14 protein-coding genes are annotated in these 14,194 nt (G+C 73.3%); 9 read left to right on the top strand and 5 right to left on the bottom strand.

Annotated features, from left to right (window positions below):
• Positions 1 to 20: 20 nt before the first annotated feature.
• From ACFWP2_RS15555 to ACFWP2_RS15545, 3 genes are all read right to left on the bottom strand, one after another.
• The gene (locus ACFWP2_RS15555; protein WP_380451244.1) at positions 21 to 1,184 is read right to left on the bottom strand and encodes an ROK family protein; all 1,164 of its coding nucleotides are present in this window, start codon (positions 1,182 to 1,184) and stop codon (positions 21 to 23) included.
• 245 nt (positions 1,185 to 1,429) lie between these two features.
• Complete coding sequence (locus tag ACFWP2_RS15550) at positions 1,430 to 1,834, bottom strand: hypothetical protein (protein ID WP_380451241.1); 405 nt, start codon at positions 1,832 to 1,834, stop codon at positions 1,430 to 1,432.
• A complete protein-coding gene (locus ACFWP2_RS15545) occupies positions 1,831 to 3,477 on the bottom strand; it encodes a hypothetical protein (protein ID WP_380451239.1) in 1,647 nt (548 codons plus the stop codon). Before ACFWP2_RS15545 ends, ACFWP2_RS15550 begins: the two co-directional genes overlap by 4 nt.
• A 276-nt stretch (positions 3,478 to 3,753) precedes the next feature.
• Here ACFWP2_RS15545 and paaK point away from each other — a divergent pair, with 276 nt between their 5' ends.
• From paaK to ACFWP2_RS15525, 4 genes are all read left to right on the top strand, one after another.
• Positions 3,754 to 5,103, top strand: coding sequence for a phenylacetate--CoA ligase PaaK (gene paaK, locus ACFWP2_RS15540; RefSeq protein WP_380451237.1), 1,350 nt, complete (start codon positions 3,754 to 3,756; stop codon positions 5,101 to 5,103).
• A 140-nt stretch (positions 5,104 to 5,243) separates the two neighbouring features.
• A complete protein-coding gene (locus ACFWP2_RS15535; protein WP_380451235.1) occupies positions 5,244 to 5,915 on the top strand; it encodes a class I SAM-dependent methyltransferase in 672 nt (223 codons plus the stop codon).
• 69 nt (positions 5,916 to 5,984) lie between these two features.
• Positions 5,985 to 6,464 carry a GNAT family N-acetyltransferase gene (locus tag ACFWP2_RS15530; RefSeq protein WP_380451442.1) on the top strand — a complete coding sequence of 160 codons (480 nt, stop codon included), beginning with the start codon at positions 5,985 to 5,987 and terminating at the stop codon, positions 6,462 to 6,464.
• A 143-nt stretch (positions 6,465 to 6,607) separates the two neighbouring features.
• Positions 6,608 to 7,915 carry an RNA-guided endonuclease InsQ/TnpB family protein gene (locus tag ACFWP2_RS15525; RefSeq protein WP_380451233.1) on the top strand — a complete coding sequence of 436 codons (1,308 nt, stop codon included), beginning with the start codon at positions 6,608 to 6,610 and terminating at the stop codon, positions 7,913 to 7,915.
• Between the two features lie 154 nt (positions 7,916 to 8,069).
• On the opposite strand, the gene ACFWP2_RS15520 is transcribed toward ACFWP2_RS15525, so the two are convergent.
• Positions 8,070 to 9,506, bottom strand: a complete 1,437-nt coding sequence (locus tag ACFWP2_RS15520; RefSeq protein ID WP_380451231.1) for an aminopeptidase P family protein — start codon at positions 9,504 to 9,506, stop codon at positions 8,070 to 8,072.
• Positions 9,507 to 9,615: 109 nt separating this feature from the next.
• On the opposite strand from ACFWP2_RS15520, the gene ACFWP2_RS15515 reads away from it, so the two are divergent.
• From ACFWP2_RS15515 to ACFWP2_RS15500, 4 genes are all read left to right on the top strand, one after another.
• On the top strand, positions 9,616 to 10,248 hold the full coding sequence (locus tag ACFWP2_RS15515) for a helix-turn-helix domain-containing protein (protein ID WP_380451229.1): 633 nt from the start codon (positions 9,616 to 9,618) through the stop codon (positions 10,246 to 10,248).
• A 202-nt stretch (positions 10,249 to 10,450) separates the two neighbouring features.
• Entirely contained in the window at positions 10,451 to 10,645 is a 195-nt protein-coding gene (locus ACFWP2_RS15510; protein WP_380451226.1) for a hypothetical protein, read from the top strand.
• A 34-nt stretch (positions 10,646 to 10,679) separates the two neighbouring features.
• Positions 10,680 to 11,813 (top strand): radical SAM protein, encoded by a 1,134-nt coding sequence (locus tag ACFWP2_RS15505; protein ID WP_380451224.1) that lies wholly within the window; start codon positions 10,680 to 10,682, stop codon positions 11,811 to 11,813.
• 38 nt (positions 11,814 to 11,851) lie between these two features.
• Positions 11,852 to 12,487, top strand: coding sequence for a hypothetical protein (locus tag ACFWP2_RS15500; protein WP_380451222.1), 636 nt, complete (start codon positions 11,852 to 11,854; stop codon positions 12,485 to 12,487).
• Between the two features lie 196 nt (positions 12,488 to 12,683).
• Here the strand turns inward: ACFWP2_RS15500 and ACFWP2_RS15495 are convergent, their stop codons facing one another.
• Entirely contained in the window at positions 12,684 to 13,253 is a 570-nt protein-coding gene (locus ACFWP2_RS15495) for a hypothetical protein (RefSeq protein WP_380451220.1), read from the bottom strand.
• 315 nt (positions 13,254 to 13,568) lie between these two features.
• Here ACFWP2_RS15495 and ACFWP2_RS15490 point away from each other — a divergent pair, with 315 nt between their 5' ends.
• Positions 13,569 to 13,967 (top strand): hypothetical protein, encoded by a 399-nt coding sequence (locus tag ACFWP2_RS15490; RefSeq protein WP_380451218.1) that lies wholly within the window; start codon positions 13,569 to 13,571, stop codon positions 13,965 to 13,967.
• The last annotated feature ends 227 nt before the right edge of the window (positions 13,968 to 14,194 follow it).

Here is a 14,194-nt window from a genome sequence, read left to right as displayed (position 1 = left end):
AGCCGACCCCCGGCCCCGCGTCAGACCCGGGGCGGGTCCACCGCGAAGAGCTGCTCCTCGACCTGGTCGAGGGCGACGCGCAGGGCGCCCATGGCGACCACCTCCGAGCCGAGGGCCGCCAGGGCGACCTCCGGGGCGCGCAGGGTGAACTGGGCCAGGCGTTCGCGCAGCGGGTCCAGGACGCCGTCGAGGCCGGCCGCCCAGCCGCCGATCACCACCAGCTGTGGGTCGATGGCGAGGACGAGCGCGGCGACGCCCTGGACGAGGCGGGTGAGAAAGCGGTCCATGGCGACCTTGGCCACCTCGTCGCCCTCCCGGGCCAGCCGCAGCACACGGGCCACGGCCGCCTCGTCCAGCGGGTTGAGGGGCTTTCCGGTGGTGGACAGCAGGCGCTCGGGGGTGACCTCCTGGCCGAGCAGGTGCAGGGCGCCGATCTCGCCGGCCGCGCCGCCGAACCCGCGGTGCAGCCGGCCGCCGATGAGGGAGCCGGCGCCGGGGCTGAGGCCGGCCATCACGAAGACGACGTCGTCGGCGCCGACCGCCGCGCCCTGCCAGTGCTCGGCGATGGCGGCCAGGTTGGCGTCGTTCTCGATCAGGACCGGGCAGCGGAACGAGCGCCGCAGCCGGGCGCCGAGGTCGAGCCCGGTCCAGCCGGGCATCGCGGTGCCCAGCTGGACGGTGCCCTCGCGGTCCACGATGCCGGGGGTGCCGACGCCGACCGACCACAGGTTGTCCCGGGAGATGCCGGCCTTGCGCAGCACCTCGGCGACGGCGGTGCGGACGGCGGCGAGCCGGTCCTCGGCGTCGAGGGTCTCGTCCACCGGCTTGAAGTGACTGCCCACCACCTCGCCGGTGAGGTCGGCCAGGATGACCCGGATGTCGTGCACGCCGATCTCGATGCCGAGGATGTGCCCGGCTTCGGCGCGGAAGCGGAACCAGCGGGCCGGGCGGCCGCGGCGGCCGGTGCCCGGCTGGCCGTCCTCCCGCGGCTGCTCGACCTCGGCGACCAGTCCGGTCTCGACCAGACCCTCGATCACGCCCTCGACCGTCGGGCGGGAGAGCCCGGTCTCGCCGACGAGCTGAGTGAGGGTCACGGAGTGGCCGTTGCGCAGCGCCCGGAGCGTGACCGCCGCGTTGATCCGCCGCAGAAGCGAGGAGTCTCCTCCGGTGAGCCGATCCGCCAATGCGATGCCCTTCGCCGTTCGCGCGACTGCCCTGGCGCGCGGTGTCGAGTGCGCGGTGCCCACCGAATGGCCCGCGGGGGTGCGCCCCCGGAGAACACGGCACGGCGGCGGGGGCCGCCTGCGCGAGGGCCGGAGGACAAGCGGAGCCTACCCGGGGACGGGGCCGGGCGGCGAGGATCATCGCAGCTCATCCAGGCTTCGGTATCGAAATGGTACGGATCGGGTGGCGGTGCGTGATCCGGACTTCACCGCTCGGCCACGGTGGGCCGGTGGGCGAGCCACCGGGGCCCCACCGACCGGAGGGAACGCTCCGACAGCAGCGAGCCGAGGCCGCGCCGGGACTCGGCCGACAGGGCGCCGAGGGTGGAACAGGCCGACCTGATCGAGCCGATGGAGCCGATCGACAGGATGGAACCGATCGACCCGACGGACCCGATCGACCCGATCGATCCGACGGACCCGATCGACCCGATGGAACCGATGGACAGGACGGAGCCGATGGAACCGACGGAGAGGATGGACCCGATCGAGCCGATCGACAGGACGGACCCGATCGACCCGATGGATTCGATCGACAGCAGCGAACCGAGGGAGCCGAGGGAGGCGATGGACCCGCGGACGGGTCGGGACGGACGCAGGGAAGCGGTCATGACCCTTGAGCGTAGCCAGCCCCACCCCCGGGCGCTGCCCGTTGGCCGACCCGGGCTGCGAACAGTCGCTGTCCGAGCAGGGCCATCGGGTGCCCGTCCTCCGGCAGGGTGAGCACCGTGGGGCAGCCCGCGGCGGTCAGTGCCGCCTGCCACTGCTCCGCCGGGCGGGCGGTGGAGCAGTGGGCGTCGCCGGTGATCAGCAGGTCGAGCTGTTCGGCGGTGGGCGCGAGCAGCAGCAGCCGGCCGCCGGGGGCGAGCAGTCGGACCAGGGCGGGGATCTCCTGTTCCGGTTCCCCGGTGGCGACGCCGGTGCCGGTGGCGGCCGAGGTGGCGGTCGCGGTCGCAGTGGCGGTCGCGGTGGCGATGACGACGTCGTAGCGCTCGCCGTCGGGCGCGGTGTGGTGCTCGACGGCCTGCCGTGGCCGGCCGGTGAGCGCCCGGGCGACGGCGGGCTCGCCGCCCTCCGGGTCGAGTTCGAGCACGCGCAGCGGCCCTGGCCCCTGGTGGGCCTCGGCGGAACCGCGTACCAGCGCGCCGAGCGCGGTGCCGAGGTAGCCGCGGGCGGCGGCCCGGCGGACCGGGGCGGCGGCCGGCCGGGGGGCCTCCTGGCCGGTGATCACCCGGGGCAGGCGCAGGGCGTCTCGCCGCACCCGGGTCAGGGCGGCGGCCGGGCCGAGCCCGTCCGCCCAGGTCTCGACGGCCGGGCGCCAGGTGTCCCGGACGTCGGCGGCGGCGGACGGCCCGGGTCCGCCGTGGAAGAGCGGGCCCTGGGCGCCGCCGTCCTGGCGGGTGATCAGGCCGTGCCGGGCGAGCGCGTCCAGCCAGCGGGCGACCCGGGGGCGCTGGGCGGGGGTGACCATGGCCGTGGCGAGGATCTCGGCCTCCGGGTAGCCGCGCGCGGGGTCGGTGAGCACGCCGCTCTGCTGGAGGGTGTGCAGCAGTGCGGCGAGTACGGCCCGGTCGAGGTGGGCGCCGAAGTCGCGGACGTGCGCGGCGGTGATGCCGATGCCGTGCTTCCAGGCGGCGGCCGTGGCGCTCTCGGCGTCGGCGCGCAGTCGGCGGTCGGCGGCCTCGGCGTTGCTGTCCGGGGCGCGGACGTGGGCGAGGACGGCGCCGAGCGCGTCGACGGCGGCGTAGACGTCCTCCTGCCGGGGTTCGGGGCCGACGTGCAGGACCAGGCGCAGCGCGCCGAGGTCGTGGGCGGTGAGGCCGGGCTGCCGGCTGAGCGGCCAGAGCAGGGCGGAGGGCAGGCTGAGGTGGGTGGCCCGGGCGGCGGCGACGGCTTCGAGCTGCTGTTCGGGCCGCTGTTCGGGGTCGCCGCAGTGGACGGTGCCGCCGGCCAGCAGGGTGGCGAGGGCGAGGTCGACGGCGAGGTCGGTGACCGGGTGGAGCACGGTGTGCCGGATCGGGGGCGTGCCGAGGACGCCGGCCCAGTAGCGCAACCGCTGCTCGGCGGCCCGGGCGGCGGCGGGCGGCAGCGCGGCGTGTTCGGCGACGCGCCGGGCGAGGGCGCGGGGCAGTCCGCCCGGCGGGGAGACGCCGAGCAGCAGGCCGATGCCGCTGATCGCGCGCCCGTCGGCGACGACGGCGGGTCGGTCGCCGAGTTCGCGCAGCGCGCTGACCAGGGCGGGAGTCGTGGGCACGGTGATCACTCCGGGGTGCGGGGCGGAAACCGCACTACTGAACCACGGGGGCGGGGCGCGGAGATCCGGTAGCAAGTCAAACTTCTGTAATGATTTTCATATCGGACAGCCAAACTGTCGGGGTGAAGTCACCCCGAAGCGGTCGGAACTTCACATTCCGGAAGCCTTGTGCGATCCCTTGACAGGTGGTTCGGGTACTGGATCAATGGACCGAAGGGGTGCTGACCGAACGATCGGTCGGTTGCCTCGGATCGGCAGAGCAGCGAAGGAGCGATGATGACCGGCACCGCACCCGTCCCGCACCGACACCTCGGGGAGCCGCTCCCGCCGGAGCTCCTGGACGCCGGTGAGCGGATGGGGCCGGAGGAGCTGCGCGCCCACCAGCTCACCCGGCTGCGGGCCACCCTGCGGCACGCGTACGACAACGTCGAGCTGTACCGCCGCAAGTTCGACGCCGTCGGGATCCGCCCCGAGGACTGCCGCACCCTGGACGACCTCGCCCGCTTCCCCTTCACCACCAAGGCCGACCTGCGCGAGGGCTACCCCTTCGGCATGTTCGCCGTCCCGATGGACCGGGTCCGCCGGATCCACGCCTCCAGCGGCACCACCGGACTGCCCACCGTGGTCGGCTACACCGACAACGACCTCTCCATGTGGGCCGACGTGGTCGCCCGCTCGATCCGCGCGGCCGGCGGCCGGCCCGGCCACAAGGTGCACATCGCCTACGGCTACGGACTGTTCACCGGCGGCCTCGGCGCCCACTACGGCGCCGAGCGGGCCGGCTGCACCGTCATCCCGGCCTCCGGCGGCATGACGGCCCGCCAGGTGCGGCTGATCCTGGACTTCGAGCCCGAGATCATCATGGTCACCCCGTCCTACCTGCTGACCCTGCTGGACGAGTTCGACAAGCAGGGCGTCGACCCGCGCGGCACCTCGCTGCGGATCGGCATCTTCGGAGCCGAGCCCTGGACGGAGGAGATGCGGCGCGAGATCGAGGAACGGCTCGACCTGCACGCCGTCGACATCTACGGCCTCTCCGAGGTGGTCGGCCCCGGCATCGCCCAGGAGTGCGTGGAGACCAAGGACGGGCTGCACATCTGGGAGGACCACTTCTACCCGGAGGTCGTCGACCCGCTGTCCGATCGGCTGGGGGCCGACGAGGTGCTGCCCGAGGGGGAGGGCGGCGAACTGGTTTTCACCTCGCTCACCAAGGAGGCCCTGCCGATCATCCGCTACCGCACCCGCGACCTGAGCCGGCTGCTGCCCGGCACCGCGCGGCCGGCCTTCCGGCGGATGGAGAAGGTCACCGGGCGCAGCGACGACATGATCATCCTGCGCGGGGTGAACGTCTTCCCGACCCAGATCGAGGAGATCCTGCTGCGCACCCCGGGCGTCGCGCCGCACTTCCAGCTGCGGCTCGGCCGGCAGGGGCGGCTGGACCACATGACCGTCCGGGTGGAGGCCAGGCCGGAGGCCTCCACCGCGCAGCGGGAGGCGGCCCGGACGGAGATCGTCCGGGCGGTGAAGGACGGGGTCGGGATCACCGTCGCGGCCGAGGTGGTGGACCCGTACACGCTGGAGCGCTCGGTCGGGAAGATCAAGCGGGTGGTGGACGAGCGGGGGTGAACGAGCGGGTGGTGGACGAGCGGGTGGTGGACGAGCGTGGGTGAACCCCGAGCGTGGGTGAACCCCGAGCGGGGGTGAACCCGGCCGGGGGCGGCGGGCGTTCGTGCGGGAGCACCCCTCGCGGGCCCTATGCTGCGGGCATGCCGAGTGAGCTGCGCACTCTTCAGCCCGCCGAGGACCTCGCCTTCATCAGGCGGGAGACCGAGCTGAAGCCCGTCCCCTTCGTGCCCGAGATCAGCCTGCACATGGCCGAGGACGCCATCGCCCTGTGGGAGACCACCGAGCGGGCGCGCGGGGCGGACGGGCTGCCGCCGCCGTTCTGGGCCTTCGCCTGGGCGGGCGGGGTGGCGGTCGCCCGCTACGTGCTGGACCACCCCGAACTGGTCGCCGGCCGCACGGTGTTGGACGTCGCGGCCGGCTCCGGGCTGGTCGGGGTGGCCGCCGCGCTGCGCGGGGCGACGGAGGTGCGCGCCGCCGAGATCGACGCCTACGCGGTGGCCGCGATCGGGCTGAACGCCGACGCCAACGGGGTGCGGGTGGCGGGAGCCCTGGTGGACCTGGTGGACGGCGACGGCGGCCCCGCCGAGGTGGTGCTCGCGGGCGACGTCTTCTACGAACGGGCCATGGCCGCCCGCTTCCTGCCCTTCCTGGAGCGGGCCGCCGCGCGCGGGGCCACGGTGATCGTCGGCGACCCGGGCCGCGCCTACCTGCCCCGGGAGCGGTTCACCGCGGTGGCGGCGTACCAGGTGCCGGTGGTCGCGGACCTGGAGGACACCGCGGTCAAGACCACCACGGTCTGGCGCCTCGGCTGACGGACCACGGCCCGTCCTGGCCGGTCACCGTCCCGTCCTGGCCGCTCCAAGGCCCGTCCACGTCGCGGAATTCCGGGCGGCCGGGCGGAACGGCCTGCTAGACAGGCCGGCATGACCGACCAGATCGCCGTGCGCCCTGCCGTCCCCGACGAGATCCCCGCCCTGCTCGCCCTCTGGGCCCGGTCCGCCAAGGGCACCAGCATCACGGACGACGAGGCGGGCGTGGCCGCGCTGCTCGCCCGGGACCCGGACTGCCTGATCGTCGCCACCCCGGCCGAGGACCCGGCGACCCTCCTCGGCACCGTGATAGCCGGCTGGGATGGCTGGCGGTGTCATCTCTACCGCCTCGCCGTCGACCCCGAGCATCGCCGCCGGGGCATCGGCGCCGCGCTGCTGGCCGCCGCCGAGGAGCGCTTCGCAGCGCTCGGCGGGCGGCGCGCCGACGCCATGGTGCTGGACGACAACGCCCTCGGCCACCGCACTTGGCAGGCGGCCGGCTACCGGCCCGAGCCGCAGTGGAGCCGCTGGGTCAAGCCGCTCCCGGCCTGAGCGTCGGCCCGCCTGACCGCGAATAGGCCCTCGCCTTCTACCTTTGAGCTTTGCCAGTGCTCTGGCGTTCACGCCGGAGGTGAAGTTCGTCTGGATTTGGATTCCAACGTGGTGACATAAACCAAAATGTTACGGTGACTGTCATGCAGCTTCGGTACAGCTTCCGCGCGTACCCGAGTGTCAGTCAGCGTGCTTCACTGGCAAGGTCGTTCGGGTGTGCCCGGGCGGTCTTCAACGACGCGCTGCGCGTGCGTGAGGACGCCCGCGCCGCAGGTCTGCCGTTCGTCACGTCGGCCGAGCTGTCCAGGCGGCTGACGGCCTCGAAGAAGACCCCCGGGCGTGCCTGGCTCGGTGAGGTGTCGTCGGTGATCCTGCAGCAGTCGTTGCGGGACCTGGACACCGCGTACCGGAACTTCTTCGACGGCGTCAAGGGCAAACGGCCGAAGACCGGAGCGCCCCGCTTCAAGTCCCGCAAGGACAGCCGGCAGGCGATCCGCTTCACCGCCAACGCCGGATGGAGGATCACCGACGGCGGGAAGCTGCGCCTGCCGAAGATCGGCGACGTACGGGTGAAATGGTCGCGCTCGCTGCCGTCGGTGCCGTCCACGGTGACCGTGGTCCAGGACGCCGCCGGGCGGTACTTCGCCTCCTTCGTGGTCGAGACCGACCCGGCTGCCGATCTCGGGCGGATGCCTGAGGCCGACGCCACGGTCGGCATCGACCTCGGACTGGCCCACTTCGCGGTGCTCTCGGACGGCACGAAGATCGACAGCCCGAAGTTCCTGCGCCGCGCCGAGAAGAAGCTCAAGAAGGCGCAGCAGGCCCTGAGCCGGAAGGTGAAGGGATCGAAGAACCGGGACAAGGCCCGCGTCAAGGTCGCCCGTGCGCACGCACGGGTGGCCGACGCGCGGCGCGAGTTCCACCACCGGCTCTCCACCGCGTTGATCCGCGAGAACCAAGCCGTCGCGGTGGAGGACCTGGCGGTGAAGGGACTCGCCCGCACGCGTCTGGCCAAGTCCGTGCACGACGCCGGGTGGTCGCGGTTCGTGACCATGCTGGAGTACAAGGCCGCCCGGTACGGGCGTGCGTTCCACCGGATAGGCCGCTTCGAGCCGACCTCACAGGTCTGCTCGACCTGCGGGATCAAGGACGGCCCCAAACCCCTCGACGTCCGCGAGTGGACCTGTGGGGCATGCGGGACCGTCCTCGATCGGGACATTAACGCGGCGGTCAACGTCGCCAAGGCCGCCGGACTGGCGGTGCCGGCCTGTGGAGCGCCGGTAGGACCGGTACTCGTACCGGCACAGCGCGAAGAAGCAGGAACCCACCCGCAGCCCCGCCCGACAACGGCGGGTCAGACGGGAATCGCCCTCCTCCAGGCGGGCGAGGATGTCAATGTCACTCCCAACTCGACACCGGCACCATGCCGTTCACCAGCGAGGTGGCCCTGAAGGCGTACCCGGGGCACGCCGACCGGATCCACCTGGTGTGGGGCTTCGCCAAGGACTTCGGACTGTCCGGCTTGACGGCTGCACCGACGGGTGCGGTGACGGGCGCGGTACCCGGGACACGCCCCGGGTACCGCACTCCCGGCGTCGGCGGCCGTCAGCCGCGCAGGCCCTCCAGCCAGGCCTCGACCTCGTCGGAGCGGCGCGGGAGGCCGGCGGAGAGGTTCTCGTTGCCGTCCTCGGTGACCAGGATGTCGTCCTCGATCCGCACGCCGATGCCGCGGAGCTCCTCCGGCACCGTCAGGTCGTTCTCCTGGAAGTAGATGCCCGGCTCGACGGTGAGCACCATGCCCGGCTGGAGCGGCCCGTCGACGTGCTCCTCGGTGCGGGAGTGGGCGCAGTCGTGGACGTCGATGCCCAGCATGTGCCCGGTGCCGGCCAGGGTGAAGCGGCGGTGCAGGCCCAGCTCGTACACCTTGTCCGCGCTCAGGTCGCCGAACAGGCCCCACGAGGTGAGGTGTTCGGCGAGCTCACGCTGGGCGGCGTGGTGGAAGTCGCGGAACCGGCCGCCCGGCTTCACCGCCGCGATGCCGGCCTCCTGGGCCGCGTACACGGCGTCGTAGACCTTGCGCTGGAGGTCGGTGAAGCGGCCGCTGACCGGCAGGGTGCGGGTGACGTCGGCGGTGTAGAGGTGGTTGGTCTCCACACCCGCGTCGAGCAGCAGCAGGTCGCCGGGGCGGGCGTGGCCGTTGTTGCGCACCCAGTGCAGGGTGGTGGCGTGCGGGCCGGCCGCGGCGATGGTGCTGTAGCCCACGTCGTTGCCCTCGATCCGGGCGCGGACGAAGAAGGTGCCCTCGATCAGCCGCTCGGCGGTCTCGGAGTCGGTGCCGAGGACGCGCACCACGTCCTCGAAGCCGCGGGCGGTGGCGGCGCAGGCGAAGCGCAGCTCCTCGATCTCGAACTCGTCCTTGACCAGGCGCAGTCCGGACAGGAAGACCTTGAACTCCTCGTCCTTCTCGGCGGCCGTCCGGTCCGCGAGGGCCTCCTCCACGCCCGCGTCGTGGCGGCGCAGCACCCGGGCCGGGCCGGTGGCGGCGCGCAGGTCCGCGCGGACGGTGCGCACGTCCCGGCAGGGCAGGCCGAACAGCCGCTCGCTCTCGGTCAGGCTGTTGCGGCGGCCGTCCCACAGCTCGCCGTGGGTGTCCAGCCAGAACTCGCCGTTGTCGACGCGGGAGCGGTCGCGCAGGTAGAGCGCGGCCTCGTGGCCGCTCTCCCCGGTCGGGGTGAGCACCAGGACGCCGTCCTCGGACTTGTCGCCGGTCAGGTAGGCGTAGTCGGAGGAGGGGCGGAACGGGTAGTCGGTGTCGTTGGCCCGGACCTTGGGGTTGCCGGCCGGGACGACCAGCAGCTCGCCGGGGAAGGCGGCGGACAGCTCCGCGCGGCGCCGGGCGGTGTGCGCGGCCTGCGGGACCGGCTCCAGGGCGGTGCGCTCGGTGTCGGCCCAGCCCTGCTTCATGCTCTCGGCGAGTTCGTCCGTGACCCCGCGGGTCAGGCCGTTCTTCCGGTACTTGATGGTCTCGGCGGGCTCGGTCACGCGGTCTCCTGGTGAGGGTGGGGAAGCGCGGTACTCCGCTACGCTGCCCGTCCGTCGGTGTGCGTCCCGTACGGTATATCGAACATTGCCGGGAGAGAAGAGGTTCAGCGTGAACGACTCCGAGGAATCCGTCCGGGGCGTCCTCGCCGCCAACCTGAAGCGGGTGCGGGCCCAGCGCGGACTGTCGCTGTCGGAGCTGTCCCGGCAGGCCGGGGTCGGCAAGGCGACGCTCTCCCAGCTGGAGTCCGGGGCCGGCAACCCCACCCTGGAGACGGTGCTCGGGCTCTCCCGGGTGCTCGGCGTGCCGATCTCCGACCTGGTCGAGGCCCGGCCCGCCGACGAGGTGACGGTGGTGCGGGCGGCCGAGGCCGAGGTGCTCAGCGGGCGGGGCGTGGACCTGCGGCCGCTGCGCAGGATCGAGGCCGGGGAGGCGGTGTTCGAGATCTACGACCAGCAGATCCGGATCGACGGCACCCAGATCTCCGCGGGCCACGGCGGCACCGAGCACACCGTCGTGCAGTCCGGCCGGCTGCGGGTGCGGGCGGGCCGCCGGGAGGTCGAACTCGGACCGGGCGACTACGTCGGCTTCGACGCCTCGCTGCCGCACTCGTACACGGCGGTGAGCGGGGAGCCGGTGCGCTCGGTGCTCCTGCTGCAGTACCGCGCGGAGCAGCGGCTGCACCTCGCCGACCCGGCGGACGGGCACGGAGGCGGGGGCCCGTCCGGCTCGTCCGCCGGCTGATCGTTCGGCCTGCTTGATCGTTCGGCCTGGCTGATCGTTCGGTTTGCCGAACAGGGGTTCCGGCTGGCCGTCCCGGCCGGGCACCCGTCCCCGCTCGTCCTCCGGGTGGGCGCCAGGAGTGGCAGAGGCCGAGGGCGTGCGGAAGAGTTCTCGACGCGGCGAGGGGCCCGGACCCTCGCGCCAACCCCCGAGGAGAGTCGCCATGAGCACTCCGCAGACCGGTTCCGGCGGCGTCGACGTCAAGCTGGACGAGCAGGGCCGCATCGTCGTGACCACAACTCAGCTGGCCAGGTTCGTGAGCACTGGGGGCGAGGTCCCCATCGATCCCCAGTCGCACGGCCACGGCGTCATCAACGTCTGCCCCAACCTGGTCGCGGGCTGCGGCACCCCGGTCTAGTTCGGACCGCCCCGCCCGACGGAGACCCACACCCATGACGCAGACCCTCACCGCGCCCGGTTCGGCCGGTGCGCCCGGTCCAGACAGTACGCCCGGTCCGGCCGGTGCGTCCGGTCCGCTCGGGAGCGCCTCCCCGGCGTTCCGGGCGCAGCTCGCGGCGGCCCTGACGAACCAGACCCTGCACCTGATCGTCCTCCCCACCGAACAGTGCAACTTCCGCTGCACCTACTGCTACGAGGACTTCACCGTCGGGCGGATGGGCGAGGCCGTGGTCGGCGGCATCAAGCGGCTGATCGACCGCCGCGCGGCGGGCCTGCGGCGCCTGGACGTCTCCTGGTTCGGCGGGGAGCCGCTGCTGGCGCGCCCGGTCGTCGAGGAACTCGCGGGCCACATGGCGGACTTGGCCGCCGAGCGGCCCGGCCTCCACTACCGGGCCGACATGACGACCAACGGCTACCTGCTCGACGCCGGAACGGCCGGCAGGCTCGCGGCCCTCGGCGTCGACCGGTACCAGATCTCCCTGGACGGCCCGGCCGAGGCCCACGACACGACCAGGCTCCGCGCGGACGGCCGCGGCTCCTTCGACCGGATCTGGCGCAACCTGCTGGCGATCCGCGACAGCGGGCTGCCCGTCGGCGTGCTGCTGAGGGTCCACCTCACGCCCGCCAACCTGCCGCTGATGCCCGGATTCCTCGCCCGGCTGCGCGACACCTTCCTGCGGGACGAGCGGTTCTCGCTCCACCTCAAGCCGGTGGAGCGGATGGGCGGGCCGAACGACCAGGCGATGGAGATCCTCGAACGGGACGTCCGCGCGCAGGTCCTGGACGAGCTGACCGCCGTGGCGTACGAAGGCCTGCCGGCCGCGCCGGACCCCGCCGAGCTGCCCGTCTGCTACGCCGCCCGGCCGAACTCCCTGGTGATCCGGGCGGACGGCACCGTCGCCAAGTGCACGGTGGCGCTCACCGACCCCGCCAACGCGATCGGCCGGCTGCTGCCGGACGGCACGCTGCGGGTCGACAACGAGCTGCTGGCCCCGTGGGTGCGCGGGTGGGCGGCGGGCGACGAGAAGGCGGTGCACTGCCCGTACGTGGGCATGGAGCGCCGCCGGGCACCGGCCCTGCTGCAGATCGGCACGCGACCGGCCCCGGCGGCCGAGCCGGTGCTCTGACCGCACGGTTGTCGGTGGGGTGCGGCAGGATGACCGCCATGACGGACCCACTCACCTGGCTTGCCGAACCCCAGTCGATCGCCTTCGGCGGCTACAGCGTCGTGCTGGCCCGCGGCCTGGCACCGGAAGAACTCGTGGCCCGGATCGCCGAGGGGTTCCCGGGGTGCACCGCGCGGCCGCTCGGCGAACTCACCGCCGAGGACCTGGTCGAGGAGTACGAGCTCGAATTCCCCGGCGACGTCGAGGACATCGCGCTGCACCACGGACGCACCGGCGACCTCGCCTTCGCGGTGGCGTACGGCTACTGGCAGGGCGAGCTGAGCGTCCCGCCGTCCGCCTCGCGCGGCGGCGCGGAGATCTACCACCTGGAGTTCGAGGAGGAGAACGGCAAGCCGGTGCCGCCGTTCTTCCACGGCTACCGGGACGGCCGGAGCACCTGCTTCCTCAACCTCCACCTGGACGGCAGCTGGGGTCCCGACGGCGTCGACGGAGAGCCGGCCACCGTCGCCGCCCTGACGGCCGAGCTGGCCGCCGTCGGCCTGCCCGACCACGACCGGGCGAGCGAGGACCTCCACCGCAGCTGCCTGGAGGTCCTCGGCCGCCACTTCGGCCTCACCCTGCCGCGCACCCTGGTCCTGGAGGCCGCGCTCCCGGCCGTCCTCCTGGAGGTATGAGCGGCGGCCTCCGGGAGCTCCCGGCAGCTGCCGGGCGGGTCGGCGCTGCCCAGGCCCGGGCCGGACCCGCGGGGGCGGGGCGGACCGGTCGCCGACGAGCCACTGCCCGCGGCGGCGGGGCGGCCGGCGCACGGCCGGCCGCCCCCCGTCCGACCCCGCCCTCGCGGTTACGGCGTGGGGCGTGCCGGGCCGTTGATCAGCCGAGCGTCAGCGACCTGGAGTGGGTCCGCCAGGCCTCGTCGACCTGCACGGTCTCGCCCTTGTAGCTGGGGCTCGCGTAGCCGGTGGCCTGGACGCCGGTGAACAGGTTGAACCAGCAGTTGGCGTACGGGCGCACGGAGTACACGTGGTTGGTCAGCGGAGCTGCGATGTCGAACGAGTAGTCGGCGCTGTTGCCGTCGTAGCAGCCGTGCGGGCCGGTGTAGGTGATCGACTGGCCCTCGAAGAAGAAGTCGTCGTAGATCGTCCCCAGGACCACCAGGTTGAGGCCTTGCTGGCTGTTCAGCTCCTCGGCGAACGCGGTGTCGCGGGCGGCCGCGGCAGCGCTCACCGGAGCGTCGACGACCCGCCCGGCGGTGGCGAACTCGATGGCCTCCCGGTAGGTGCCGAAGCACTGCGACGGCCCGCCCTCCGCGCTCACCACGCAGTGCCCGGCCGAGCCTCCGGCCGCCGCGGGCTGGGCGACGGCGGTGGCCGCGCCGGAGAGGGAGAGTGCGATCGCCGCCGCCGCGAGGACGGCTCCGGCGCGCTTGAAGGAGTGTGTCATGGTTGATCAACTCCCGGTTCAGATAGGTGACTTGGCGAGCGCCCGCACGCGGCGGAGCGCCTGTCGCCGATTCTGGACGAGGCCGGTGGGCGAGGAGAATCCTAGAAATCTAGGACATGTACGCGTCACTGTCTTGTCGGCCGGCGTGCCGTCGCCGCGGCCGTCAACCGGCCGTGCCGGTTTCTGTCTTGGGGTGGGAACGCTGCGGGAACGGTCCGTGAATTGTTCCCCGGTCGGGTGACGGCGCCGTTGGCCGGCGGGGCCCGGGGGGCATCATGGGCCGCGACCGGGACGTCGCGGAACAGGAGTCGACCGATGGGAAGGCCGATGGCGGAGTTCGGCTGCGCGAAGTGCTACGGCGAGGATGAGCGGGAGGTGTGGGGCCGGCAGCGGGAGGGGTTCGAGCACGAGGCGGAGGTGGTGGACGGCTCGCGCTTCTCCGTCAACGTGCGGCGCTGCCGGGACTGTTCGCAGCGATTCGTGTGGATCTTCACCGAGGTCGTCGACTGGATGGGTGGCGACGACGCCCAGTATGTGACGATCATGCCGGTGACCGCCGACGAGGCCACCGGCCTGAGGAGCGGAACCCTGCGCCCCCACGACCTCGGCGCCCTCGGCCGCGGCCGCCGCCACCTGAACCACGACTGGCCCACCGGCGGCCCGGCCCGCCTCCACTGGCGCTCCGGCCGCTTCCTGCTCGCCGAAGGCCGCTGACCGGCGGCGGGTTCAGACGACCCCGGCCGTGAGCGCCCCGGTGTTCGTGCTCGTTCGCCTCGCCGCCTCGACGGGCGGATTCATGCTCGCGGCGGGGTGGCTGAGAGCGCGCGCATGACGGCGTGGGGGGGGGGGGGTGGGAGGAGACACCCCCCCGACACCAACCCCCCCCCAGGCGGTTTTGGGGGTGGGGGGGGGGTTGGCCGCGGGGGGGGCCCCAGGGGGGT

The sequence above is a fragment of the Kitasatospora sp. NPDC058444 genome, from assembly GCF_042721415.1.
Classification (GTDB): domain Bacteria; phylum Actinomycetota; class Actinomycetes; order Streptomycetales; family Streptomycetaceae; genus Kitasatospora.
This window is presented reverse-complemented; position numbering and strand designations above follow the sequence as displayed.